This is a genomic window from Kaistia defluvii, assembly GCF_040548815.1.
Lineage (GTDB): Bacteria > Pseudomonadota > Alphaproteobacteria > Rhizobiales > Kaistiaceae > Kaistia > Kaistia defluvii_A.
Map to the genome: position 1 here is coordinate 853,257 of NZ_JBEPSM010000001.1, position 23,944 is coordinate 877,200.

At 64.6% G+C, this 23,944-nt stretch carries 17 protein-coding genes; 15 read left to right on the forward strand and 2 right to left on the reverse strand.

The genetic code is table 11. The features are described from left to right. The first annotated feature begins 31 nt into the window (after positions 1-31). From ABIE08_RS04045 to ABIE08_RS04070, 6 genes are all read left to right on the forward strand, one after another. Entirely contained in the window at positions 32-1,474 is a 1,443-nt protein-coding gene (locus ABIE08_RS04045; RefSeq protein ID WP_436409537.1) for a DUF6212 domain-containing protein, read from the forward strand. Beyond that, a complete protein-coding gene (locus ABIE08_RS04050) occupies positions 1,464-4,148 on the forward strand; it encodes a glycosyltransferase (protein ID WP_354548944.1) in 2,685 nt (894 codons plus the stop codon). The genes ABIE08_RS04045 and ABIE08_RS04050 overlap by 11 nt, the downstream gene beginning before the upstream one ends. 32 nt (positions 4,149-4,180) lie before the next feature. Further along, complete coding sequence (locus ABIE08_RS04055; protein ID WP_354548945.1) at positions 4,181-5,356, forward strand: polysaccharide pyruvyl transferase family protein; 1,176 nt, start codon at positions 4,181-4,183, stop codon at positions 5,354-5,356. A 91-nt stretch (positions 5,357-5,447) separates the two neighbouring features. After that, a complete protein-coding gene (locus ABIE08_RS04060; protein ID WP_354548946.1) occupies positions 5,448-6,677 on the forward strand; it encodes a polysaccharide pyruvyl transferase family protein in 1,230 nt (409 codons plus the stop codon). 34 nt (positions 6,678-6,711) lie between these two features. Next, positions 6,712-7,755 carry a glycoside hydrolase gene (locus ABIE08_RS04065; protein ID WP_354548947.1) on the forward strand — a complete coding sequence of 348 codons (1,044 nt, stop codon included), beginning with the start codon at positions 6,712-6,714 and terminating at the stop codon, positions 7,753-7,755. A 41-nt stretch (positions 7,756-7,796) separates the two neighbouring features. Further along, the gene (locus tag ABIE08_RS04070) at positions 7,797-8,978 is read left to right on the forward strand and encodes an SGNH/GDSL hydrolase family protein (RefSeq protein WP_354548949.1); all 1,182 of its coding nucleotides are present in this window, start codon (positions 7,797-7,799) and stop codon (positions 8,976-8,978) included. Here the strand turns inward: ABIE08_RS04070 and ABIE08_RS04075 are convergent. Both ABIE08_RS04075 and ABIE08_RS04080 read right to left on the reverse strand, forming a co-directional pair. Continuing rightward, entirely contained in the window at positions 8,933-10,174 is a 1,242-nt protein-coding gene (locus ABIE08_RS04075; protein ID WP_354548950.1) for a glycosyltransferase family 4 protein, read from the reverse strand. The two genes, ABIE08_RS04070 and ABIE08_RS04075, sit on opposite strands and share 46 nt — an antisense overlap. Before the next feature lie 42 nt (positions 10,175-10,216). After that, positions 10,217-10,780 carry a MarR family transcriptional regulator gene (locus tag ABIE08_RS04080; protein ID WP_354548951.1) on the reverse strand — a complete coding sequence of 188 codons (564 nt, stop codon included), beginning with the start codon at positions 10,778-10,780 and terminating at the stop codon, positions 10,217-10,219. A gap of 205 nt (positions 10,781-10,985) precedes the next feature. On the opposite strand from ABIE08_RS04080, the gene ABIE08_RS04085 reads away from it, so the two are divergent. From ABIE08_RS04085 to ABIE08_RS04125, 9 genes are all read left to right on the forward strand, one after another. Beyond that, positions 10,986-12,767, forward strand: coding sequence for a type I secretion system permease/ATPase (locus tag ABIE08_RS04085; protein ID WP_436409497.1), 1,782 nt, complete (start codon positions 10,986-10,988; stop codon positions 12,765-12,767). Next, positions 12,764-14,158, forward strand: coding sequence for an HlyD family type I secretion periplasmic adaptor subunit (locus ABIE08_RS04090; RefSeq protein WP_354548953.1), 1,395 nt, complete (start codon positions 12,764-12,766; stop codon positions 14,156-14,158). The genes ABIE08_RS04085 and ABIE08_RS04090 overlap by 4 nt, the downstream gene beginning before the upstream one ends. 297 nt (positions 14,159-14,455) lie before the next feature. Further along, positions 14,456-15,169 (forward strand): calcium-binding protein, encoded by a 714-nt coding sequence (locus tag ABIE08_RS04095; RefSeq protein WP_354548954.1) that lies wholly within the window; start codon positions 14,456-14,458, stop codon positions 15,167-15,169. Between the two features lie 92 nt (positions 15,170-15,261). Then, entirely contained in the window at positions 15,262-17,505 is a 2,244-nt protein-coding gene (locus ABIE08_RS04100; RefSeq protein ID WP_354548955.1) for a glycosyltransferase family 2 protein, read from the forward strand. Beyond that, positions 17,502-18,332: a class I SAM-dependent methyltransferase gene (locus tag ABIE08_RS04105; protein ID WP_354548957.1), complete on the forward strand. Its 831-nt coding sequence runs from the start codon at positions 17,502-17,504 to the stop codon at positions 18,330-18,332. Before ABIE08_RS04100 ends, ABIE08_RS04105 begins: the two co-directional genes overlap by 4 nt. 2 nt (positions 18,333-18,334) lie before the next feature. Next, a complete protein-coding gene (locus ABIE08_RS04110; RefSeq protein ID WP_354548958.1) occupies positions 18,335-19,594 on the forward strand; it encodes a glycosyltransferase family 4 protein in 1,260 nt (419 codons plus the stop codon). Positions 19,595-19,605: 11 nt separating this feature from the next. Continuing rightward, entirely contained in the window at positions 19,606-20,337 is a 732-nt protein-coding gene (locus ABIE08_RS04115) for a hypothetical protein (RefSeq protein WP_354548959.1), read from the forward strand. 25 nt (positions 20,338-20,362) lie between these two features. Continuing rightward, positions 20,363-22,633 carry a hypothetical protein gene (locus tag ABIE08_RS04120; RefSeq protein ID WP_354548960.1) on the forward strand — a complete coding sequence of 757 codons (2,271 nt, stop codon included), beginning with the start codon at positions 20,363-20,365 and terminating at the stop codon, positions 22,631-22,633. Further along, positions 22,630-23,943, forward strand: a complete 1,314-nt coding sequence (locus ABIE08_RS04125) for a glycosyltransferase family 4 protein (RefSeq protein WP_354548962.1) — start codon at positions 22,630-22,632, stop codon at positions 23,941-23,943. The genes ABIE08_RS04120 and ABIE08_RS04125 overlap by 4 nt, the downstream gene beginning before the upstream one ends. Position 23,944: the final 1 nt, after the last annotated feature.

Here is a 23,944-nt window from a genome sequence, read left to right on the forward strand (position 1 = left end):
TCTCCCCACGCAAACCAAGGCTGCGCTTCGGATGGTGCTGGCTGGCGCCAGCGACCGCACCGAACTGGCCTCGGGTCCGCTGGCGCATATCGTCACCTTCACGGACGAGCTTTTCCGCAGCGACGGCACGATGCGCGACGTCTATCCCGTGCTCGCCGTCGTCGCCTCGCCGGCCGCGGCCGTGGAGGTCGAGGCTGCCATCAAGGCTCTGGCCCGGCTGGCCACCATTCCCGCGCCGCCGATCCTGCGCATCGATCGCGATGTCGACGGGGTCGCCGCCCTGATCCAGACCGTGCTCGAATCCGGCCTGGGGCGTATTTCCAACTACGCCCGGACCATGGCGACGGAACTGGTCATGCTCCGTCGCGAGCGCGAAACGCTGTTTGAAAATTTCCGCGTGCTCGAAGACGCCTTCCGCGCTCGAAACTGGGAGCCGGCCAGCGAGATATTCGCGCATGACGTCTTCGTCGATCCGAAGGACGAAGGCATCGGCCGGCTGATGACCGATGGCTGGGTCGAGCAGCTCCTGCCAGTGTCGAGCTTCGGCGTAAGCGGCTTCGCGCTGCACTTCCGCAACCTGACCAAGGGTGGCGGAGAGGTGGTCGTCACGCTGGATTATGTCGAGAATGGCGAAGGCGTCGCGGAATGGGTCGTGCCTTTTTCCGATCTTGCCGCGGACTGGAACTTCTTCTCGCTGCCCAAGGCCTGCGACGGAAGCCCGCGCACGCTTCGTCTCCGCATTTCCGCTAATGGCTCGGAGCCGCCGGCGCCGTCGCTGGGGCATCCCATCGCCAGCCGTCGCTACGCTGCCCGGGCTCGCTCTCCGCATGGCGATCTCGACCACCGGCCGCTTGCCATCAAGATCTATTCCGGTATCCCGGGCGTGCGCCCGACCGCGCTGCCGAATTCGATCGCGCCGAGTTCGCTGATCAGCGGACGCCGCATCGAGGATTATCGCCTGCCGCTCGAGGCACTGCGCGCCGTCGCCGACGTGTCCGTCAGCCCGATCGTGCCGGACTTCCAGACCATCCGCTTCCTCGAGCATGAAGATGCGATCGTCTGCCATCCGCTTCCGGCCGGGATTTCCGCCGGCGCGGTGGCGAATGTCGTGGCGCCGGGCACGGTCCGCTTCTCGGCCCGCGCCGTCATCGACCACGCCGAGGGCAAGCCGGCGCTTGTCGGCTTCCTGCTGGCGCCCAGCGCTGCCAATCTGCGCTCCGAAATCGCCATCCTCGAACGCGAGGGCACCGCGCGTCGCTCGGCCTATTTCAGCGGCTGGCGCGATGTCGCGGCCGGCGAGCCGGTGAGCATCAACATCATGCTCGACAGCCCGACGCAGCGCACCATGAACCTCGTCATCCTGAGCCGGGCCAAGGGCGACTCGGTCGACTTCTCCTGGCTCAAGGTGTTCGATTTCCGCATGGTCCGGCATTTCGACGTCGAGCCGCGCGGGGAGGCCCTCCATGCTCAGTGAGGACCGGGATCTCGTCGTCATCGCGATGCCGCTCTATGGCCATGCTGCCCTGGCGGTGGAGGCACTGGAGACGGCCTTCGCATCCGTCACCGAATGCCGCATCGAGGTCGTCGTTTCCGTCGATGGCGATCCGCGCCGCGAGGTGTTCGATGCGCTGACGCTCTATGCGGCGACGCGGCCGGAACTGCATGTCATCTTTGGTCCCAATGCGGGCCCGGGCGGCGCGCGCAATCGGGCGATCGACTTCATCGTCGAAAACCTGCCCGATGTGAAGGCGGTCTATTTTCTCGACGCCGACAATCGCGTCCTCCCCACCACGATCGACACGCTATATGCGCGCCTGAAGGCGGAGCAGTGCGGCTGGGTCTATACCAATATCGACACCTTCTCGGTGCGGTGGGGCGCGCATTATGGCGATGGCTATTCGCGGCTGACGCACTGCGTTTCCGACAACATCTGCGATACCGGCTCGATGATCTCGATCGACGTCTTCGAGGCCGGCGTGCGCTTCGATGCCGACCGGCAGAACGGCTTCGAGGATTGGGAGTTCTGGCTCTCCTGCATAGAGGCCGGCTTTGTCGGCGTGCCTTGCCACGACACGGCCTTCGAATATCGCCTGCGCGCGGAAAGCCGATTCAAGGAGGCGAACCGCGATCGCGCCGCTTCGCTCAGCTTCCTGCGCCGACGCCACAAGGCGCTGTTCCGCCGTTCGACCTTGGTCGATTTCGAGCATGAGGAATCGCCGCGCTACGCCATGCTGCGCACCGGCGACGGCACCATCGCCTGCTTCACCGATCCGACGATGGAGCCATCGATCCTCGACTTTGACGAGGCGATCCGCGCCTTTTGGGGTAGCACCGCCGAGCCGGACAATTTCCACTTTCCGCCCTTCCTGGCGGCAGGCAGCCGCGAGACGCTGAAGCTGCTCAAGCAGTCGCGCCTCTGGCCCAACCTGCTTGTGCATCTGGAGCGGGCCACCGAGGCGGCCAATGTCGTCTTCGTGCAGATCCGCAATGTCCCTGCCGAGCGCGGCATCGATATCGAGGTCATGCCGTCGGGCCATGTCCGGAAGGGACGCGCCGATCTGATCTTCATGTCGTCGACCATCGTCCGCGACGCAATCCGGAACAATGCGCTCGACTGGCTGGGCTCGATCGCCGCCGACCAGGTCTGGCCGACCGTCGCCGTGGTCAAGGTGCGTTTTCCCTTCCCGGCCGAGGCGCCGAAGCGCTCCTCCGCGACGCCGGAACAGTCGCTCATCAACCTGGTGCACACGATCGCCACCAGCCCGCTGCAGGCCGTGGCGGCCAAGCGCTGGACCTGGCGCGAGTCCCGCCTGCCGGCCCTGTCAGAGCTCTACAAGCAGCTGCGCACGGAGGTGGGCGGCTCGCCGGTCCTGCCGCTCGGCCACGCGAAGAGCGGCAAGCGGACGCTCGCGCTCCTCGTGCCGAATGCCTCCTTCGGCGGCGCCGAGAAGGTTGCCTTCGCGGCGGCGCGCGAGTTGAAGGCCGAAGGCTTCGAGACGCATCTGTTCGTGCTCGGAAATGCCCGCATGGACGTGCTCGACGAGTTCGACGCCTCGTTCGATTTCATCCATTTCTGGAAGGCGGGAATCCCGGCCTGGGGCGGCTCCAACCGCTTCCTGGGGCAGGACTTCATCGCCGAATATCACGACGTCGACTGGAACGCGCTGAAAGGCCAGCTCTCCGGCTTCGACCTGATCATTAACAACCACGTCATGGCGGTGCATCCGCTGATGGCGCGGTTGCGCTCCGAGGGCACGCGAACCGCCTGCTACCTGCATGTGGTGGACGAGACCCCGCTGCGCCGCCCGGCCGGACAGCCCTTCGCGGCCATCGCGCATGAGCATTGCTACGACGCGTTCCTGACCTGCTCCGAGCAGCTCAAGGTCTATCTGCACAGCTATGGCGTGCCGCTGGAAAAGATCTACGCGGTCGCCAATGCGCCGAGCATTTCGGTCAAGCCGAAGATGCTGACGGACATCGTGCAGAACCGGCAGGCCCGCGCCGCCGATGCGCCGTTGCGCATCCTCTATATGGGCCGCTTCGAGCCGCAGAAGGGCATCGACCGCATTCACGCGGCGCTGCAGGAGCTGCGGGCTCGCAACATCCCCTATGAGGCGCTGGCCGTGGGAGGCGAGATCCTCGCTGAACAGCCGAGTTCCTGGACCGGCAAGCTTCGGGAACTGGGCGTCACCGTTCGTCCGCCGATCTTTGGCGGCCGCGAGATCGCGGCGATCCTGGCCTGGGGCGACATCCTGATCATGCCGTCCCGCTGGGAAGGCGCGCCACTGATGATCGCCGAGGCGCAACTCGTCGGCTGCGTCCCGGTCGCGACCGCCGTCGGCGCGGTCGACGAGCTCGTTACCGATGGCCGAGACGGCATCCTGATCGAGGGCGAGTCCGATCTGAAGATCGTCGCCGACCTCGCCAATGCGGTGGAGTCGCTCGCCCGCGACCGCAATCGGCTCGGGCGGCTTCGCGACGGCGGCCTGTTCACCGCTTCCGGCCGCTCCTGGGCCGCTTCGTTCGGTCCCTTCGTCGAATGGTGTGACCAGTCTGTTTCGACCACACCGCGGATCGTCGCGCGGACCCCCAACCGTCCGGCCGATTCACAACCCATCACTGAGATTGAAGTCGCGGCCGTCGCCTGACGACGTCGTGACAAGAGGAAAGGTGCGTTTGCATGCGTTCGAGGATCCTGATCACGGGTATTCCTGGCCACTACACGAGGCTCGTCCGGAGCGCCAAGGGCGCGACCGTGAACTATGGCGAGCAACAGCTCCAGCCCGAGAGCAAGGAAGCCTTCCTTCGTGAGCTCAGCAATATCAGCAATACCGGCAACTACCTGATCGGCGAGGGCGCGCTCCGCGCCATGCCGGCCGGCGCGACCCAAATTCCGTTCTGGCATCTGCACAATTCGTGCACCAACGGCACGGGCCTCGACGAGATCAACGCCAATTTCGACATCTGCGTGTTCACCTGCGCCAACCTGCTGCGCAAGGGGCTTTCAGCCGATGCCGAGGCGCTCGTGCTGAAGAATCTCAACATGCCGATCGTCATGCTCGGCATCGGCATCCAGAACCGCGCCGATCTCGAAGACGGCCTGCCGGAAGGCACGCAGGAACTGCTCGATGTGCTGAAGGGCAAGGAGCACTACTTCCTGACCCGCGGGCACGAGACGGCCGAGTTCCTCAAGTCGCGCGGCTTCTCCTTCGTGCGGCCAACGGGCTGTCCCTCGGTCTATTTCCTGCCCGACAACATGCGGGCGGCGCTGAAGCGGCTGCCGGACGTGAAGGTCGGCAGCGGCCGGACCGTGTTCTCCGGCTATCTCGGCGCGACCGAGGAGGCGGTTCGCGACGTGAACATGCTGAGCAAGCCGAAAAGCGAATCCTTCTACGTCGTCCAGGACGAGTTCCTGCATTTCGATATGAAGGTCGAGCCGAACAAGGATGGCCGGGTCTATGACTCGACGTCTGGCGAGATGATCGGCGACATGGCCTACAAGCATTCGGACCAGCTGCAGCGGAAGCTCAAGCTGCATACCTTCTTCGACACCAACCAGTGGCGCGCCTGGACCTCGTCGATGGACTTCTCCATCGGCCGCCGTTTCCACGGCAACATCATTGCCCTGCAATCCGGCGTACCCGGCCTGATGGTGGCGGTCGATGACCGCATGCGCGAGATGCTGAATTTCACGGGCCTGCCCGCGATCGAAGCTTCGGCACTGGAGGCCGCCAACGACCGCGCCGAGTTCGTTTCCGATCATCTGGCCGATCTGAACGTGCCGCAGGTCGTCGAGAAGTACAACGACCGCGAGACCAACTTTCGGACCGCGCTTCGCGATATCGGCCTGAACTAGTTCGTGAGTTCGCCGCCTTGCCCGGTCCCGTCCGAAAGCGGGCAGGGCGGCTCCCTGTTTCGGATATGCAAACCTTCAGAGGACGAGCGCCATGCGCATCTTGCTGACCGGCATCCCTTCCTATCTTCAACGTACCGTCGCCAGCGCGTCTGGCGCTACCGTGCGGCACAAGCCCTATTTCGACGATATCCGCTCCAAGAAGGACGTCATCGAGCAGGTCAAGAAGATCGCCAACACCGGCAATTATCTGATCGGTGAGGGCGCTGCGCATGCGCTGAAGGATCATGACGTCACCTATGTCCCGTTCTGGCACCTGGCCAACAGCCTGTCGCAGCCCGGCGCCTATGACGAACTGAGCCAGGCGTTCGATATCTGCGTGTTCGCCTCCGCCAATCTGCTGCGGCCGGGCTATTCGGCCGATCTGGAAGCTTCGGTTTTCGAGAAGCTGAAGATGCCGGTCGTCGTCATGGGCATCGGCATCCAGCGCAAGGCCAACCTTCGCGATGACCTGCCGGCCGGGACGCAGAAGTTCCTGGACGTGCTGCGCAACAAGGAAAGCTATTTCCTGACGCGCGGCTATTTCACCTCCGAGTTCCTGAAGGAGCAGGGGATGAAGTTCGTGCGGCCGACCGGCTGCCCGTCGCTCTATTTCAACCCCGACGGCATGCGCCAGGCGCTGACGAAGATCGCCAATCCGGAACTGGTCGAGTCGCAGAACATCGCCTTTGGTGGTTATCTCGGCAGCGTCGCGGACACGATCGTCGACGCGCATGTGCTGCTCAAGCCCGACAGCACCGCCCACTATGTCATTCAGGACGAAGTGGTCGTTTACAACATGAACATCGTCGGCGACGATGCCACGCCCGCCTATGACGCGCCTTCCGGCCGGATCGTCGCGCCGCTTGATTACAAGCACCAGGAAAAGTGGCAGCGGAAGAACGACCTGCACGTCTTCTTCGACACCAATCGCTGGCGCACCTGGGCCTCGCAGCTCGACCTCTCCTTCGGCCGCCGCTTCCATGGCTGCATCATCACGATGCAGGCCGGCGTACCTTCGCTGATGATCGCCGTCGATGATCGCATGCGTGAGATGCTGGAATTCATCGGCTTCCCGCATCTGGAAGCCAATATCTGGAACCGTGAGGGGCAGAAGAAGGCCTATCTCAAGGAATTCCTGTCGACCATCGATGCCCAGGCCACGATCGATCGCTACAACGCCTGCGAGACCAACTTCCGCACCGCGCTAAACGACATCGGCATCAAGCAGCCAGCCGCGGCCCTCGCGCCGCAGCCGGTAGCCCGAGCCCATGAAGCGGCCTGATATCGCAAAGCGCATCCTTCCGGCATTCGCCGGGATGATGCTGGCATTCGGCGCCTGGGTTAGCCCGGCCGCCGATGCCGCCGAGATCGGCCTGAACCGGGTCAATCTCGGCTGGCAGAAGCCGGCGGAGCGCCAGGCCATCATCGACGCGATGAAGAAGAGCGGCGTCGCCTCGGTCCGGCTCTCCCTGAGCGCCCCGGTCGAGCCGAGCCTCGATGCGGTGCGCATCGCGCATGAAGCCGGCTTGCGGATCCTGCTGGAGATATCGCTCAACAATCGCGCCTTCTATCCGGAGGGAACGAGTCGACGCTCCGCCAAGGGCAAGAGCTTTGACGCGTTCCGGCTCTCGGATCTCGACCCCGAGCGCTATCGGGCCGTCATCCGCGACGCCTTGGCGAAGCTCGACAGCCAGGGGATCGCGCTTGTCGCCGTCGAGCCCGGCAACGAGATCAACTGGGCCGGATACAATGGCGATCTGGCGGTGAGCCACCGCAAGGACTCAACCGAGACCGGCGATCCGGCCAAGATATCCCAGGGCCTCGATCGCTATGTCGACATCGTCCGCGTGACGCATGAGGAGTTGCAGGCATCGCGGTTGAACCGCGATGCGAAACTCATCTCGGGTGGCCTTGCCGACATGCCCATCCCTTTTTCCCGCCGGATCGGGCTCGCGATCATACCGGCGCCCGAATGGACGGTGCAGATGCAGCGCCGCGGCCTCGACCAGTACGTTGATGCCTATGGCATTCATCTCTATCCAGGCGGCAGCCATACGAAGGCGAGCCGGGACGGTCTGGTGCGTGATGTCCTGTCCTTCTGCGGCACGGACAAGGCCGGCAAGCCCTGCTGGATTACCGAATGGGGCGTTGCCAACACCTCGCCAACCTGTCCGATCGAGGATGACAAGCGGACGGTCCTCATCGACCAGATTCGCGCCGTCATCGATCGCGACATCCAGGCCGGGCGGGTCACCGCAGCCTATTATTTCGACTGGGACAGCCCGACGCCCTACAGCGTCTGGCGTTGCGGCGGCCTGTCTCCGGCCGGCCGCGCCGCCATCCGGCCGATGGCCGATTGATGCCCCGGTTCTCCACTTAACACGCAAGGAGGGCAGCGCGCATGGCGCTTCGGACGATCGTCATCGGCGGTTCCAATACGGTCATGCAGCCTGGCTATTGGCCCAGTCTGCTGACGCGAATGGCACAGCGCGGCCTGCCGCTAGAGGTGGTCGCGGATCTCTCGGTGGGCGGCACCACCTCGGGCTTCGGCCTGTTCCAGCTCAAGGCGAATGCGCATCATCTCGCCGAGGCAGACGTCCTGATCATCGAATATGCGCTGAACGACGCCTTCGTCTATGGCGACGAAAGACGCCCGTTCCGCCATTGGGCCCGCTTCTACGAGGGCATCATCCGCTATGCGCTGGCGCAGAATCCCGGCCTGCGCATCGTGACGCTGATATTCGGAGCGCGGGGCGCCTCCTATGTCAGCGCCGTGCCCGCGATCGATGCGGGCATGCACTACATTTCGGAGTGGTACGAGACGTCTGTCGTGAACGTCTCGCGCCACCTGATGCGCCGCTTTGGCCGTGAGGTAGTCTCGGATCCGACCTTCTATTCCGACCTCGGTCACTATGCCCGTCCGGTCGCCACAACGATCGTCGCCGACATTGTCGCCGACGATCTGGAGCGCATCCTCGCGACGACCGCACGTCCGAGAGCGTTGCCGTTGCCGATCGACGTGCAGCATTTCGCCGATGCCAAGGTGCTGGACGCGAAGACGCTGATCGAGGCGCACGGCGTGCCGGCGCGCAACTACAGCAACCGGCGTTTCTCCGCCACGACGGCGGATCTCGGCGGCTACAGCCTGAACCTCAAATTCGAGAAGGGCAGGCCGCTCGCCCTTGCCTATGTCTGCGCCTCGGATATTTCGGCGCTGGAGATCACCACGCCGGGCGGCACCGTCGAAGCCGCCATGCTGAAGGGCGGCGTGCGCGACGGCTTCTTCAAGTTCCTGCTGTCGATGCTCAGCTGCGATTTTCTCTATCCCGGCCCGGCGCTGCTGCAGGAGCCTGCCGCTTTTTCCTGCTCGTTCCAGGTCGCTCAAGGGGTTCCGGCGACCAGCCGACACGTCCCCAAGGACAATGTCGCGCATGGCGAGTTCGACCCCACGGCCGATCGTGTGATGCCGCTGCTTGGAATGCTCTATACGGGAACGCTGAAAGCCTGCGCCGTCGAGCCGGTAGCCGACGCCCGTCCTCAACCGGCAGCGGCGACCGAACGCATCGAAGCCCCCAGCAACTGAGCCATCAGCGACCGCTGTCGCGTCAGGCATTTGTCGAGGGCATAGCGCTCGATGATTGTCTGGCGCGCGCCGCGGCGCATGTCCGCGAAGGCCTGCGGCCGCGCCAGCACGTCCAAAATCGCGTCGGCCAGCGCGTCCGGCTCGAAGAACGGCACGAGAAGGCCATTCCTTCCGTGTTGGATCACTTCCTGCACGGGCGGCGTTGCCGACCCGATCACCAGGGCCCCGCAGGACATGGCTTCCAGCACCGACCATGACAGCACGAACGGGTAGGTGAGATAGATGTGCGCGGCGGAAATCTGGAACAGCCGCGTCAGCGTCTGATGCGGAATGTGGCCGGGGAAAAACACCCGGTTGGGGTCCAGCGGCGTTTCCTGCAGGATCGCTTCTTTCCAGGATCTGCCGTCGCGGCGCGAGGCGCCATAGCTGTTGGAATCGCCGCCGGCGAACACGAAGATCGCATCCTTGTTGCGTTCCAGCACCCGCGCGGCAGCCTTCACGGCCTGCGGGAAGCCGCGATAGGGCTCGAGATCACGCGCCGCAAAGGTGACCACGGGATCGCCGGCCTTGATGACCCGCCCACCGGGAAGGGTCAGTCCGCGCCCGGCGTCGGGCCGGAACCGCCGTACGTCGATGCCGTCATGGCAGACGGCGATCCGGCGCTGGACGCTTCCGGGATAGCGGCTGCGCTGCCATCCGGTGGGGCTGATCCCCGCCTCGATCGCGTCGAGGGTGACGAGCTGGGCTGCATTGCGCAGCCGGAGCCGTTGGCGCACGTCGAGATCGATGACGTCGGCTGGATCGAAGCCGACATCCGCGCCTTCGGCGCTATAGAAGAACTCGCAATAGCCAAGCGCCGGCGTGCGCGGCACGACGTCCTTGACGAACATCATGCTTCCCCACCCCATATGGCCGAAGATGATATCCGGCGGCCCCTCGGCGCGGACCAGGGCCTCAAGCGTCTCCGCCACTCGCAAGCCTATGCGCACATGATGCTCGGTGGTCGCGAGCGGGCTGCTCTGGACGACCCCGGGCCTCGGCGGCGGTTCGGCCCGGTGCCGGACGATACGGACGCCTGGCAGACGCTGATCCACGGTCTCGGTGATCAGCGTGACGTCGCTGCCCCCGGCGGCGAGGTTCAAGGCCAGATGTTCGAACTGGCCTATCCCGCGTCGATGGATGAACAGCACCTTCACGCTATCGCGCCTCGCACCGGGGCCAACGCCACGCCCGGATGCCTAGGCGCCGTAGCGTGTCGCATTGGTCCAGACGAGCTCCAGCTTCTGGAGAAGGCGGTAGGCGTTGTCGAGCTCGCGCGATTCATCTTCGTCCCGCACCAGCAGGCGATGATAGGTGTCGTCAGCCGTCCGCAGGGCGTTGCACAGGTCGTGCCCCTTCTGCGACAGGCTGATGCGCGCCGAACGGCGATCGCGCTGCGAGGCGACGCGGTCGATATAACCGAGATCGACGAGCTGCTTGAGATAGTAGGAGACGTTCGAGCCGAGATAGTGGCCCTTGTCGAGGAGGTCGCGGACCGAGAGTTCGCCATTGCCGATGGTGAACAGCACCATGACCTGGGCGGGTCCGATATCGCCGACGCCGAGCTTACCCATCTCGATCCGCAGCAGATCGGTAAAGCGCCGGTTGACCCGCTCTATCGTCCTTGCCAGCTCGAAATGCGTGACGTGCCCCCGATCATGCTCGGTGACGACCGTGATTACGCTGGAAGAGGAATTGTTCGATGAGTAGATGTTTTCCGACTCTTCGACTTCTACCGCCGCTTGCAGAAGCTCTCGCGACATTATGACCCCGCATTGCTGAATTTAGTTCAAATTTCCAAGTATTCTAGAATTCACTGTCAACTGATTGGAATCCCCCACGATATAGACGATACCGAATCAAGAACTCCGTAAGATTGTCCGAAATTTCGACTAAATGTATGTTCTGGACACCCTTTAAGCTGAACGATAAAGTTCAGAAATGACAATTTCAAGGCAATCCAATATTATGCCGAAAATTGAAGCAACGTCGATGAATGTTGCAGCTTCGAAGACGCAGGGGAATGCTACCTCTCCACAAGCCGTCGCAATAGAAGCCCGCCGGTCTTTTATGACGGGATTGGGTTATGCTGCAATTCTGAGTGCTTTCATCAATGTTCTGCAACTCACGGTTCCGCTTTACATGCTTCAGGTGCACGATCGTGTGCTGAACAGCCGGAGCATGGACACGTTGGCGATGCTGTCGGTCTTGGCGGCCGGCGCGTTGATCCTTTATGGCATTCTCGACTTCATCCGCTCGCAGGTCTTCCTGGTCATGGGCGGTCGTCTGGTGCGTCGCCTGAACGAGCCGGTTCTGTCGGCCTCCATCCGCGCGTCGGCGCGGGAAGGCGCCGGCAAGGCGGCCCAGGCGCTTCGCGATCTCTCGGACATCCGCAACTTCCTGACCAGTCATGCCGTCAGCGCTCCGCTGGAGGCGGCCTGGAGTCCGATCTTTCTCACCGTGCTCTTCATGCTGCATCCAGGGTTCGGAATCGCCGGCATCGTCTCTGTGCTCATATTGATCATATCCAGCGTGGCTATGGATATATTCACGCGCGGACTTTTGAGCGAAGCTAACAAGGCAAATGTCGAGGCGATCAGCAGCATCGCCGGGCAGATACGCCACGCCGAAGCCATCGAGAGCATGGGAATGATGGCCGCTCTTGCGGCTCGCTGGCGCGTAGCCCAATTCAGTGCCCTCCATCTGCTGGAAACCGGCAACCGTCGCGGACGCGTGATTTCGACGGTGACGCGAACCGTCCGCTACGGAATGCAACTGTTCGTGCTGGCATTGGGTTGCATTCTGGCGATCCGGCAGGAGATTTCCAGCGGCGCGATGATTGCGGCCACCATCGTCATGGGTCGCCTGCTGCTGCCCTTCGACAGCGTGGTCGAGAACAGCCGCCAATGGATCATGGCGAGTGGCGCCTGGAAGCGGGTTCGCGAGCTGCTCGACGGCGAGGGAACGGAGCGCCAGACGATGCCGACCACGGTCGCCGAGGGCGACCTCGTCGTCGACCGGCTCATCTATGCGGCGCAGGGCCAGGACGTCCCCATCATCAAGGGCATTTCGTTCAGCCTGTCGCCCGGCGAAGTTCTCGGCATCATCGGCCCGTCCGCAGCCGGCAAGTCGACGCTCGCGCGCCTGCTCGTGGGCATCATCAAGCCCACAGCCGGCGGCGTCTATCTCGACGGCAACAGCGTCTACCTCTGGGAGCGGACCTCTTTCGGCCAGTTGGTCGGCTATCTGCCGCAATCCGTATCGCTGCTCGATGGCACGATCCGCGAGAACATCGCCCGCATGGATGATGGCGATCCGCGCGCGGTGATCGAGGCCGCTCGAACCGCCGATGTGCACGAGATGATCGGCCGGTTGCCGCTCGGCTACGACACGCCCGTTGGCGATGCGCGCCTGACGCTCTCCGGCGGCCAGCGCCAGCGCGTGGCGCTGGCGCGCTGCCTCTACGGGCACCCGCGGCTGATCGTGCTCGATGAGCCCAATGCCAATCTCGACGCAACCGGCGAGCAGGCGCTGATCCGGGCTATCCGGTCGGCCAAGGCGGATGGGGCGATCGTCATCATGATCGCGCATCGCCCGGCGATCATGGAAGTCGCCGACAAGCTGCTGGTGCTCGAGAATGGCCGCGTTTCCCAATATGGCCCGCGCACGGACATCGTTTCCCCGATGACCGGCGAGCGGTCGGCGCCGAAACCCGGCCCGGCCATAGCGCAAGGCGGAGATCGTCGATGACATTGCCCAAGCAGACACGCACCGAGCTCGAAAGGGCCCGGCGCGAAGCCGTGCCCGCGATCGTCTATCCCTCGACGATCCGCCAGGCCAGGCGGGAATTTCTCGAACTGGAACCCAGCCTCCGCACGCCGGTACTGGCCGGCGTCCTGGCTGTCCTGATCGGCTTCGGCGGTTTCGCCGGATGGGCCTATTCGGCCAATCTCGACAGCGCATCGGTCGCGACCGGATCCGTCATCGTCGATTCCAAGCGCAAGACCGTCAGCCACTACGAGGGCGGTATTCTCAAGCGCCTGCTGGTCAAGGAAGGCGATACCGTCAAGGTCGGCCAGCCGCTGATCCTGCTGGATGACACGCGCGCTCGCTCGGAACTGCAGCAATTGACGGCCCGACGCTTCGCACTGACGGCCAAGCTCGCCCGCCTTCGCAGCGAGCAGGCGGATGCCGAGAGCGTCGACTTTCCCCCGGAACTGCTGCAATCCCAGGACCCGGCAGCGCTCGACGCGGTCGAGGCGGAGCGCAAGTTCTTCTCGACCCGTGTCGCCGCCAAGGCCGGCCGGCTGGATGTCCAGCGCAAGGCCGTGGAGCAGCACGACGCGGAAGCCGCTGCGCTGAGGGCACAGATCGAGTCGACGAAGCGCCAGACCGAGTTGCTGCAGGAGCAGCGTGATACCATTGCGGGGCTGGTGGCCAAGGGGCTGTCGAAGCGGTCGCAATTGCTGGAGCTCGATTCCCGCGCGAGCCAGCTGGTGGGCAACGCCGGCGAGATGGTCGCCAACAAGGCGAAGATCGAGCAGGCCAAGGCCGGCGCCAACCTCGAGCTGCTGGCGCTGTCATCGGACTGGCTGCAGCAGGTTGCGGGCGAGATCGCCACGGCTCGCGGCGAACTGGCCGATGTCGACGAGAAGATCATCGCCTCGCGCGACGTGCTGCAGCGTCTGGAGGTCCGCTCGCCCCAGGCCGGCGTCATCGTCAACATGCAGGTCCGCACCGTCGGATCCGCCATCAGCGCCGGCGCGCCTTTGATGGACATCGTGCCGGAAAACGAGCCCCTGATCATCGAGGCCCGACTCAGTCCGACCGATATCGACAGCGTCCGGGTCGGCGCCCCCGTGCGGGTACGTCTGACCGCCTATAACCAGCGCAGCCATGCTCCGCTGGAAGGGCGCTTGACCTATGTCAGCGCGGACCACGAGGTGGATGAGCGGACCAACTCCGCTTATTTCGTGGCGCGCGCCGAGGTGCTGCCGGAATCGCTGGCGTCAGCGCCGGACGTCAAGCTCTACCCGGGCATGCCCGCCGACGTGCTGATCATCAACAAGCCGCGTCGCGCCATCGACTACCTGCTGTCTCCGATCACGGACAGCCTGAACAGCGCCTTCCACGAAGAGTAAGTGGTTGATTTTGCTGCACTGCAGCATGGTGCAGTCGAATATTATTCAAATTTCGAAACAATATAGTTCGATAGATAGACAAGTAACCGTGCAAATAAACTGCTATAAGTCTCTAATTGCATTAGTCTATTTCTGATCTAAAGAGTATATTCGGCGTCTTGGGCATTGATTGTATCTGCTGTTCGCTTATAGTGCAGTGCGTCATATCTTCCGGGATCCAAAGCGGTCGCGAGAGATGGGCGGCCGCTGAGACAGTTTGATCTGGGCGGTGAGATGCGACTGACATAGGAGACCTCAATGGCCACATTAGAAGGCGGGGCGTATGACGACGTCCTATTCGGCTCGCGCTTCAGCGACATAATCTTCGCCCACGCTGGCGATGATTTCGTCTTCGGCGGCGAGGGTGACGACACGATCTTCGGCGAAGCGGGCAACGACACCCTCTACGGCGATGCCGGCAACGATCTGTTGTTCGGTGGCAATGGCGACGACGCGCTGTTCGGTGGCGAAGGCCACGATCAGTTGTTCGGCGGCAATGGCAACGACCAGCTGTTCGGCGGCGAGGGCAATGACATCCTCGACGGCGGCAATGGCAACGACATCCTGGACGGCGGGGCGGGCAATGACATCCTGCTCGGCGGCAACGGAGACGACGTTCTCTCGGGCGGCGATGGCGCCGACATCCTGAACGGCGGCAACGGCAACGACGTCCTCATCGGCGGTGCCGGCAATGACATCCTGACCGGCGGTAACGGCCAGGACGTGTTCGTGTTCACTGGCGGCGGCGGCAACGACGTCGTTCTCGACTTCCATGCCGGCGAAGATCTTCTGCAGATCTCGCAGAACATCAACGGCACTGACATCACCTCGGCAGATGATCTTGCTGCGCGTGCGACCCAGGTCGGCACCAATACGGTCATTGACCTTGGAAATGGCGATTCCATCACGCTCGCGAACGTCAACGCAGACGACGTTCACAGCCATCCGAGCAGCTACTTCGTCATTGGCTGACCACTAGTCGGCTGATCCCTACGGCGTCCGGATCCCTCCCGCCGGGCGCCGTAGTAGTTTTCACGTGAGTTTGCGATACCGAGGTGCCCGGCATGCTGGAAATCGTCCCGTTATCGCCCCGAAACGACCAAGCTGAGCCGGTCCGCAGCATCAAGCTCGCTTCGGATGTATCGCTGGTCGTTTGGGATATTCCCGGTCATTGCTCGGTTCCCCCGCGCTGCGCTCGGCAGGACGGCGAGATCATCGCGCCGCTCGCAAGCCTGCGCCTAGGCCGCGTTGATGGCGGCACGCGAATTCTCTGGGCGCTGCGCGCCCGCACCCCGCTTCAGCTCATCGTTTCCGCCGGCACGCTCGGTCCCTCTGACACCGTCGAGGTCGATCCTGCCGATCCCTTCATCGGGTCCGATATCGCCGCCCTGGTCGAGGATCTGGATGGCCGCGCTCGCGTCTCGCTGCTGACGGCCTTTCTCACCTCCTGGTGCGGCGCCTTCCGGCTGTCGCGCTCATCCGCCTTTGCCGAGGCCGTGCAGTTGCTGGCGCAGGAACTGCAGCCTGGCAACGCACCAGCGACGCTCGCCTGCTTTCCCACCCGCGACGCGGCCCTCATTGAGTTCGCGACCAGCGCGGATCTCGGCTCCATCTCGTCGGCCCATCTGGTCACGGCGCAGGGCGTGCGGCGGCTGACCTGCGAAATCTACGCCCGCAAGCCGGATCGCAGCGGTCGACGCGGCATGACCCTGCTGGTCGACGGCAACGCTACGACGCTGGCGGCCGGAACCCTCGTGCTGATCGGCGAGAATGGCACGGCGATCCGTGCGCTTGGCAAAATCGGGGCGCGGCCCGCGAGCTTTCTCCGCTGGTGGGGCACGCGCCGCAACGATGGCGCTCTGACCGAATTCCTCGTGCGCACGCTTTCCGTGAAGTCGGAAGAAGCTCGTCTCGCCGTCATCGACATGCAGGCCCGAGCCGCCCTACCGCCCAAATCCGTCGAACTCGCGGCATTCCAGCCGGGAGCAGAAGTTGATCTGGCTCTCTCGCTCGATGGCGGCCTGCTGGTCGGCGGCTGGTTTCGCGATCCCCAGGATCTCATCGCCGGGATCGATCACGTCACTGCCGAGGCGACGCGTTCCCTCGATACGGTCTGGCATCTGTTTCCCGGCCGCGTCGGCACGGCGGAGGGCAGCGGGCGCGACGACGCGACCGGCTTCATCGCCTATCTGCCGCATGACAAGCCGGCCGGGCCGATCCTGCAGCCGCGCTTTCGGATGCGGCTGAAATCCGGCGCCGAGGTCAATCTCATTCCCAAGCCCCAGCCGATCGACGCCGCGACGATGCGGGCGGGCGCACTGCGTTCGGTGCCGCTCCAGCACGCGACCGGCGCCCTGCTGTCGACGACGCTGGGCCCTGCACTGGCCGAAATCCAGCGCCGCGTCGTCAAGTCAGTCGGCATCGCCAAGGTCGAACGCTTCGGTGCGGAACTGGCCGAGCCGGTCTTCTCGATCGTCATTCCGCTTTATCGCGTGCTCGACTATCTGCGCTTCCAGATTGCGGCCTTTGCCACCGATCCGGGATTGCGCGACCAGACCGAAATCATCTTCGTGCTCGATTCCCCCGAGCAGGCCGACGATGTCAGCCATATGCTCGGCGGGCTGCACCGCCTCTACAAGATGCCGATGACGCTGGCGGTGATGAGCGCCAATGGCGGCTATGCCCGGGCCAACAATGCCGGCGTCGGGCTGGCGCGCGGCCTCGTCGTGAACCTGCTGAATTCGGACGTGATCCCGAGCGACGCGAACTGGCTATCGCGGCTTGCGGACAAGCTGGGCGGTTCGGCGCGGATCGGCGCTGTGGGGCCGAAACTGCTGTTCGAGGATGGCTCGCTCCAGCATGCCGGCCTCTATTTCCAGCGCGACGCGCGGGGCACCTGGCTCAACCACCATTTCTTCAAGGGCATGCCGGGCGGCCATCTGGCGGCGAACAAGCCGCGCCTGGTCCCGGCTGTGACGGGCGCCTGCCTGGTGATGCTGCGCGAGACCTTCGCCGATGTTGGCGGCTTCTCGGAGGATTATGTGATCGGCGATTACGAGGATAGCGACATCTGCCTGAAGATCCGGGCGGCCGGCATGAACGTCTCTTATGAGCCGGACGTCGCCCTTTACCATCTCGAGCGCCGCTCCATGCGCCGCAATGGCGACTACATGCGCGGCATCGCTTCCCGCTACAATTCCTGGCTGCATACCCAGCGCTGGGACCCGGTGATCGGCAAGCTGATGGGTGAACCGGCGCCTGCCGAGCGTGTGGAAGAAGCGATCGGCGATCGCAGGAGCGCAGCATGACCGTCACCGCGCTCAAGCCCGTCTCCGATATTCCGACCCGCCCCGACTTCGACGAACAGCGTCTCGCCTGGCTGACGCAGAGCGTCCTCGCCAACCGCTTCCTTCCGGAGCCTACGATCGACAGCATCTTCGTCGGTGATGGCGACTATCGCGCCATCGGCGCCGAGTTTCTCGGCCATCTGGTCCGGCTCGGCGGTCTTCTGCCGGATGATCGCGTTCTCGATATAGGCAGTGGCATCGGCCGCATCGCCGTGCCGCTGACGCAATATCTGACCCCGGGCGCGGCCTATTGGGGCGTCGATCCCGTCGCCGAGGGCATCGCCTGGTGCAAGCAGCATATCACGCCGGTCTATGACAATTTCCGCTTCGACCACATCGACGTCGCCCATCACATCTACAATCCGAAGGGCGCGATCAAGGGCGAGGCGCTGCGGCTGCCATTTGAGCCGGAGAGCTTCGATTTCATCTTCATGATCTCGGTGGCGACGCACCTGCCTCCGCTCGAAATTGCTTCCTATATCCGCGAGGCGAAGCGCCTACTCGCGCCCGGCGGGCGGCTGTTCATCACCGCCTTCGTGTTGGACGAGACGGCGCAGGGAGCCCTGCCGCAGCGCGATCCGCGCCTTGCCTTCAAGCGCGAGAAGGATGGGCCCGCCTGGCTCGTCGACCGCACGGCGCCGCTCTCGGCGGTCGGCTTCGATGACGGCTTCTTCGAGCGGATCATCCAGCGGCTGGGCCTCTCGATCTCCCTGAAGAGCTTGGGTCACTGGCGCGGCCAGAAGGCGGCGCACTACCAGGACATCTTCGTTGTCGAGAAGACGGGGTGAGCATGGCCGAACGCATTCTGGTCGTCGCCCACAACCACCCCGACCTGCATCCCGGCGGCACCGAGATCTTCGCGCATGACCTGTTCCGCGCCTATCAGCGGGCCGGCAGCGAGACGCTCTTTCTGGGTGCCACCAACCGTATCCACCGCGACGAGAAGCCGGGCACCAGCTTCCAGGGCATCGGCAACGGGGTCGACGAGATCCTGCTCTGGGCTGGCCATTTCGACCGGTTCTTCATGAGCCAGGTCGATCTCTACGGCGTCATCCCCGATCTGGAAGAACTGCTGCTCGAGTTCAGGCCGGACGTCGTCCACATCCATCATCTGCTGCTGATCGGCGCGGAGTTTCCCGCGCTTGTGCGTCGCGTGCTGCCACAGGCGCGCATCGTCATGACGCTTCACGACTACTATCTGATCTGCGCCCATGATGGCCTGATGATGCGCACGACGGGGCGCGAGCGCTGCCACGGCGCTTCGCCGGATCGCTGCCATGGCTGCTTCCCGGAAATCGCCGCCGACCAGTTCCTGCTGCGCGAGCGCTATCTGAAGACGCTGTTGAGCACTGTCGACCGCTTCGTCTCGCCGAGCGCCTTCCTGAAGGACCGGTTCATCGCTTGGGGCCTAGCCGCCGACAGGATCGACGTTATCTCCAATGGCCAGCCGGGCGAGGGCAGGGTGCCGTCGCTTCGCGAGGATGGCGCGCCGCGCAATATTTTTGGCTATTTCGGCAATCTCAACCCGTGGAAGGGCGGTACCGTCCTGCTCGACGCAGCCGAACGGCTGATTCAGTCCGGGACCGACTTCGAACTCCGCGTCCATGGCGGCACGCCTTTCCAGGCCGACGCGTTCAAGATGGAACTGGACGAGCGCTTCGCCCGCACGGCGTCGCATGTGGTGCGGCGCGGGTCTTACCGTCGGGAAGACGTGCCGGCCCTGATGGCCGCCGTGGATTGGGTCGTCATTCCATCGATCTGGTGGGAAAACGCGCCGCTTGTCATCCAGGAAGCCCAGCAGCAGGGACGCCCGGTGATCGTCAGCGGCATTGGCGGCATGGCCGAGATGATCAGGAACGGCGTGAACGGGCTCACCGTCGCGCCCGATGACCCGATCGACCTCGCCCGCACGATGCGGTTGGCCGCTGGCGATCCGGATCTCTGGCGCCGCCTTTCCGCGAACGCCGTCACACCGCCGACCATCGACGCGGTCGCGCAGGACTATCTCAGACTCTTCGACGCGCTCGCTCGCGTCCACATCCCGGCTTGAAGGAGCACGCAATGCCATCCGCCGCGGAAGCCATTCCCCTGCAGCAGAAACCCAAGGCCACTGAGGCGCCTCCCGGCGTCGCCGGTCGCGTCGACGCGATCGACAATGGCCGTCTCTATGGCTGGGCGTTCGATCGCAGCCAGCCGAGTGCGCGAATGCAGATCGTCGTCTCGCTCGGCGCGCAGAAGATCGCCGAAGCCACGGCCGACAAGCTGCGCTCTGACCTTCGTCGCAACGGCGTCGGCGACGGGCAGCACGCCTTCGACATCCCGCTGCCGGAGAGCGTGACGGCCCGCCAGCGCGATCTCTCGATCGTGGCGATCTCGCCCAGCGGCGAGGAGCGCATCCTCTATGCGCCGACGCTGGACGAGCAGGCGGCCGAGGCGCTCATTGCGGCGCCGCTGACCCGTGTGCTGGAGAAGCTCGAAGTGCTGATGGCGGCGCAGCGCCAGCTTCAGCTCAACCAGCGCGGTATCCAGCGCAGCAGCGAAACGTCCGGCGGCGAGGTCCCTCCGGCCCAGTTCGAGAACATCGAGCTGACTCAGACGGAGATTGTCAGCCGGCTGTCCGAGCTGGAGGTCTTCCTGATGCGCTTCGACGGCATCGTCGCCGGGCTTGAAGGGCGGATCGACATGCTCGCGAAGCGCGGACGCGGCGAGGCCAAGCCGCTGCTGCTCCTGCTCGCCGGCTTGATCGGCGCCGCCGTCGGCGCCGGTGCCTCGCTCATTGCCTTCCTCAACTGATCTGGATCGAGACCGGAACCGAATGATGTATCGCGGCGACGAGGAACCCGGAACCAGGGAAACCCTTCCCAAGGAAACGGGCGTCACGGCCAAGGGCTCGCCGGGGCCGGCGTCCCGACGCGAAGGCGCGACCCAGCCCGTCGTCGAGACCGCGATCGCCTGTCCGATCAACGAGACTCTCATCCTGATCCTTGGCTCCGGCGCGCCGATGAACGGTCCCCAGCCGCTGTTGCTCAATGGTGACCCCGCCTTGCCCGGCAAGGCGCCGATCGTGAGTTGGCCCCTGGTCGACGCCAAAGGCCGCGCGTCGCATGGGTTCGTCGCGCTTGTGTTTACCGGTCCGCTCAAGGGCGAACGGCTGAACGCGGTGACGTTCCGCGGGCAGGGGCGGTCGGTCACCTATCGGCTGCTGCCGGATCTCATGCGGCCAGCCGCCTTGGCGGGCGCGCTTGGCGATCTGGCGGGGCCCGGAATGCCGGCCGTCGTGGACGCCATCATCGGCATGCTGAGCGCGGGCCCGATGAGCCGGCGCAAGCTTGCCGCCATGACCGCCTTTGTCGAGGCGGGCGCCAAGGCCGACGGATTCATCGAGATCATCGGTGCGTTCGAGGACGGCGACGTCTATCTGCAGGGCTGGTCGCAGGAGATGAGCGCGGGCGTGAGTCGTGTGCTGATCGCCGGTGGGACACCGCAGATCGCCGAATGCACGGCGGCCGCCTTCGATCGCCAGGACCTGAACAACAACGGCAAGGGCTTCGCAGCCCTCCTGGTTGCGCCCGAGCCGATCGATCCGTTCGGCATGCAGCGCGTCTATGTGCGCAGCCGCGACGGCTGGCGCTATGCCGACGTTTACGAGCAGCGCCTGCTTGCCTCGCCCCGGGATACGCCCGGCTATGCCCGCGCCATCCTGCCGAAGTTGCGGGGCTCGGCCGAGGTCATCGGACGGCTCCGCGAAGCGGCCTACCGCTATGAGGGGCTGGACACGGTTTCGGCCCTGGCGCTTCCGGTGCGGATGGCGATCGACCACGCGCTCCGCATCGAGCAGGGCGGCCTGCTGATCAGCGGCTGGCTGCTCGATCCGGACCACCGCGTCGAGGCGATCAAGCTGCGCCGCCGCCAGGCATCCGTCGACCTGAAACCGATCTGGAGCCGCATCGATCGGCCCGACGTCACCCGCGCCTTCGATGGCAAGGCGCCGTTCCTTTCGCAGCTCGATCCCGATCGCCACAGCCATGGCTTCGTGGCCTTCATCCCGGATTTCGACCCTGATGGCAGCGCACCGATCTATATCGAGTTCGCCATCCCCCATGCACCGCCGGCCTATCTTCCCGTGGTGCCGAAGCGGGTTTCTTATCGCGAGGCCGTCACCCGACAGCTGAAGTCGATCAGCGCCCGCGCCACTTCCGTCTCCGAACTGGTCGAGCGCCATCTCATCCCTCTGGTTGCTTCCGCCGCAACGAAGCCGGCGGGCGTCGAAGGCGTCGAGCATGTCGGCACGCTTGTTTCAGGCGGCGCTGACACCACCCTCGTGATCGGACTCGACGACCAGACGACGGACGTGACCACACTGGTGGCCCTGATGGCGCTGGATCCGCAGATCCGCGTGGCGCCGATCATTCTCGCCGGCCCCGAACAGGCGATCGGCGAACTGCGTGGCGAAATCCGCCGACTGGCGGAATTCTACGGCCTTTCGATCGATCTGGTCGCCGTCAGCGCCTTTTCCGATGTCTTCGATGCCCTGATCGTCGGAGCCGATGTTGCGAAGACGGATCGCGTCGTGCTGTTCTCGGCAGCCCTGGTTCCGGCCGAGCGCGGTTGGCTCGGCCGCCTTAGGTCAGCGCATCAGGAGCATGACGCATCGGTGATCATCTCGCCGGCGCTGATCTATGAGGACGATTCGATCCGCTGGGCCGGATACCGGCTCTCCGACGAGGAGAGCGGTCTGGCCGAGAACTATGTCGGCTATCCCGCCGCGACGCTGGATTCGATCGGTCCCTCGGCCACGCCGGCTGCCAATCTCGAATGCTGCATCCTGTCGAAATCAGCCATCGCCGCGCTGGGCCAGGATGGCCATGGCTATCTCGGCAATCGCGAAAAGGGGCTCGACCTGGCGCTGCGTCTGGCGAAGGCGGGCCTCAAGGCCTGGTGGCTACCCGGTGTCCGCGTGCTGGGCGCCGAATCGCCCCAGGACGGCGTCAATGCCTGGGAAGTTCACGCCCGCAGCGTCGATCGCGCCGTCTTCACCGCGCGCTGGGCGGAGACCATCCACGCCATGGTCCATTCGGAGGCGGCATGACCGAAGAACTGCGCGTCCTCGTCATCAGCCACGGCCATCCGAGCCTGTCGCTTGGCGGCGGGGAAATCGCTTCGCACAACCTGCACAAGGGCCTGAACGCCCTGGCGGGGATCAAGTCGGTCTATCTCGCCCGCGTCGGCTCGCCGACCCCGCGCCATGCGGGCACCGCCTTGATGAGCCTGCGCCAGAGCGCCTCGGACATTCTGTTCCACAGCGACGACTTCGACCACTTCTACCTTTCGAACCGCAACACCGATGACATCCGCCGCGATCTCGTGCGCTTCGTCCGCGACATCAATCCGCATGTCGTGCACTTCCATCATATTCTCGGCCTCGGCCTGGAGGCGCTCTACGCTATTCGCGAGGCGCTGCCCGACGCGGCGATCGTCGTCACCTTCCACGAGTTCCTGTCGATCTGTCATCACCACGGCCAGATGGTGAAGACCAAGAGCGGCCAGCTCTGCCGCCGCGCGTCGCCGACGGATTGCCACAGCTGTTTCCCGGATATCGCGCCGGCCAGCTTCCTGAAGCGCGAGCGCTTTGTCCGCTCGATGCTGGAACTCGCCGACGTCTACGTCTCGCCGAGCCGCTTTCTGGCCGAGCGCTATGCCGCCTGGGGCCTGTCGCCGGACAAGCTCTTCGTCATCGAAAACGGCCTGGCGATTGGCGAACCCGCGCCGCCCCGCGTTCTGCCCGGCGCGGAGCAGCGGCGCAGCCGCTTTGCCTTCTTCGGCCAGATGACGCCGTTCAAGGGCGTCGACGTCCTGATCGATGCGGTCGCGCGCGTGCCGGAGCGCATCTGGGGCGAGGACTCGCGCCTGATGATCTTTGGCGCCAATCTCGAATATCAGCCGCCTGAATTCCAGGCGCGGATGAAGAAGCTGATCGACGACGCGGGCAGCCGCGTCCGCTTCTACGGCTCCTATCAGAACAGCGAGATGCCCGAACTGATGCAGACGGTCGACTGGGTCGTCGTGCCGTCGATCTGGTGGGAGAACTCGCCTGTGGTGATCCAGGAGGCGCTGTTCCACGGCCGGCCGCTGCTCTGCAGCAATATCGGCGGCATGGCCGAAAAGGTACGGAACGGCCAGGACGGTCTGCATTTCCGCGTCGGCTCGCCAGAGGACCTCGCCGATCGTTTCGTCGAGGTGCTGTCGAATGGCCAGATCTGGGAAGGCCTGCGCGGTTCGATGCGCCGTCCGCTGGGCCATGTCGATTGCGCCGAGCAGCATCTTGCGCTCTATCGCGCCGTTCTCGACCGCCATTCGCATGCGGATGGCGAAGAGGTCGGCCAACTCGAACGCGCGTAGG

Bases quoted from the DNA above. Each gene is read 5' to 3' on its own strand.
- ABIE08_RS04095 (WP_354548954.1), top strand. From the start codon at position 14,456: ATGGCCACATTAGAAGGCGGGGCGTATGACGACGTCCTATTCGGCTCG.
- ABIE08_RS04045 (WP_436409537.1), top strand. From the start codon at position 32: ATGGTGCTGGCTGGCGCCAGCGACCGCACCGAACTGGCCTCGGGTCCG.
- ABIE08_RS04055 (WP_354548945.1), top strand. From the start codon at position 4,181: ATGCGTTCGAGGATCCTGATCACGGGTATTCCTGGCCACTACACGAGG.
- ABIE08_RS04125 (WP_354548962.1), top strand. From the start codon at position 22,630: ATGACCGAAGAACTGCGCGTCCTCGTCATCAGCCACGGCCATCCGAGC.
- ABIE08_RS04120 (WP_354548960.1), top strand. From the start codon at position 20,363: ATGTATCGCGGCGACGAGGAACCCGGAACCAGGGAAACCCTTCCCAAG.
- ABIE08_RS04110 (WP_354548958.1), top strand. From the start codon at position 18,335: ATGGCCGAACGCATTCTGGTCGTCGCCCACAACCACCCCGACCTGCAT.
- ABIE08_RS04105 (WP_354548957.1), top strand. From the start codon at position 17,502: ATGACCGTCACCGCGCTCAAGCCCGTCTCCGATATTCCGACCCGCCCC.
- ABIE08_RS04080 (WP_354548951.1), bottom strand. From the start codon at position 10,780: ATGTCGCGAGAGCTTCTGCAAGCGGCGGTAGAAGTCGAAGAGTCGGAA.
- ABIE08_RS04070 (WP_354548949.1), top strand. From the start codon at position 7,797: ATGGCGCTTCGGACGATCGTCATCGGCGGTTCCAATACGGTCATGCAG.
- ABIE08_RS04065 (WP_354548947.1), top strand. From the start codon at position 6,712: ATGATGCTGGCATTCGGCGCCTGGGTTAGCCCGGCCGCCGATGCCGCC.
- ABIE08_RS04060 (WP_354548946.1), top strand. From the start codon at position 5,448: ATGCGCATCTTGCTGACCGGCATCCCTTCCTATCTTCAACGTACCGTC.
- ABIE08_RS04085 (WP_436409497.1), top strand. From the start codon at position 10,986: ATGCCGAAAATTGAAGCAACGTCGATGAATGTTGCAGCTTCGAAGACG.
- ABIE08_RS04100 (WP_354548955.1), top strand. From the start codon at position 15,262: ATGCTGGAAATCGTCCCGTTATCGCCCCGAAACGACCAAGCTGAGCCG.
- ABIE08_RS04090 (WP_354548953.1), top strand. From the start codon at position 12,764: ATGACATTGCCCAAGCAGACACGCACCGAGCTCGAAAGGGCCCGGCGC.
- ABIE08_RS04115 (WP_354548959.1), top strand. From the start codon at position 19,606: ATGCCATCCGCCGCGGAAGCCATTCCCCTGCAGCAGAAACCCAAGGCC.
- ABIE08_RS04050 (WP_354548944.1), top strand. From the start codon at position 1,464: ATGCTCAGTGAGGACCGGGATCTCGTCGTCATCGCGATGCCGCTCTAT.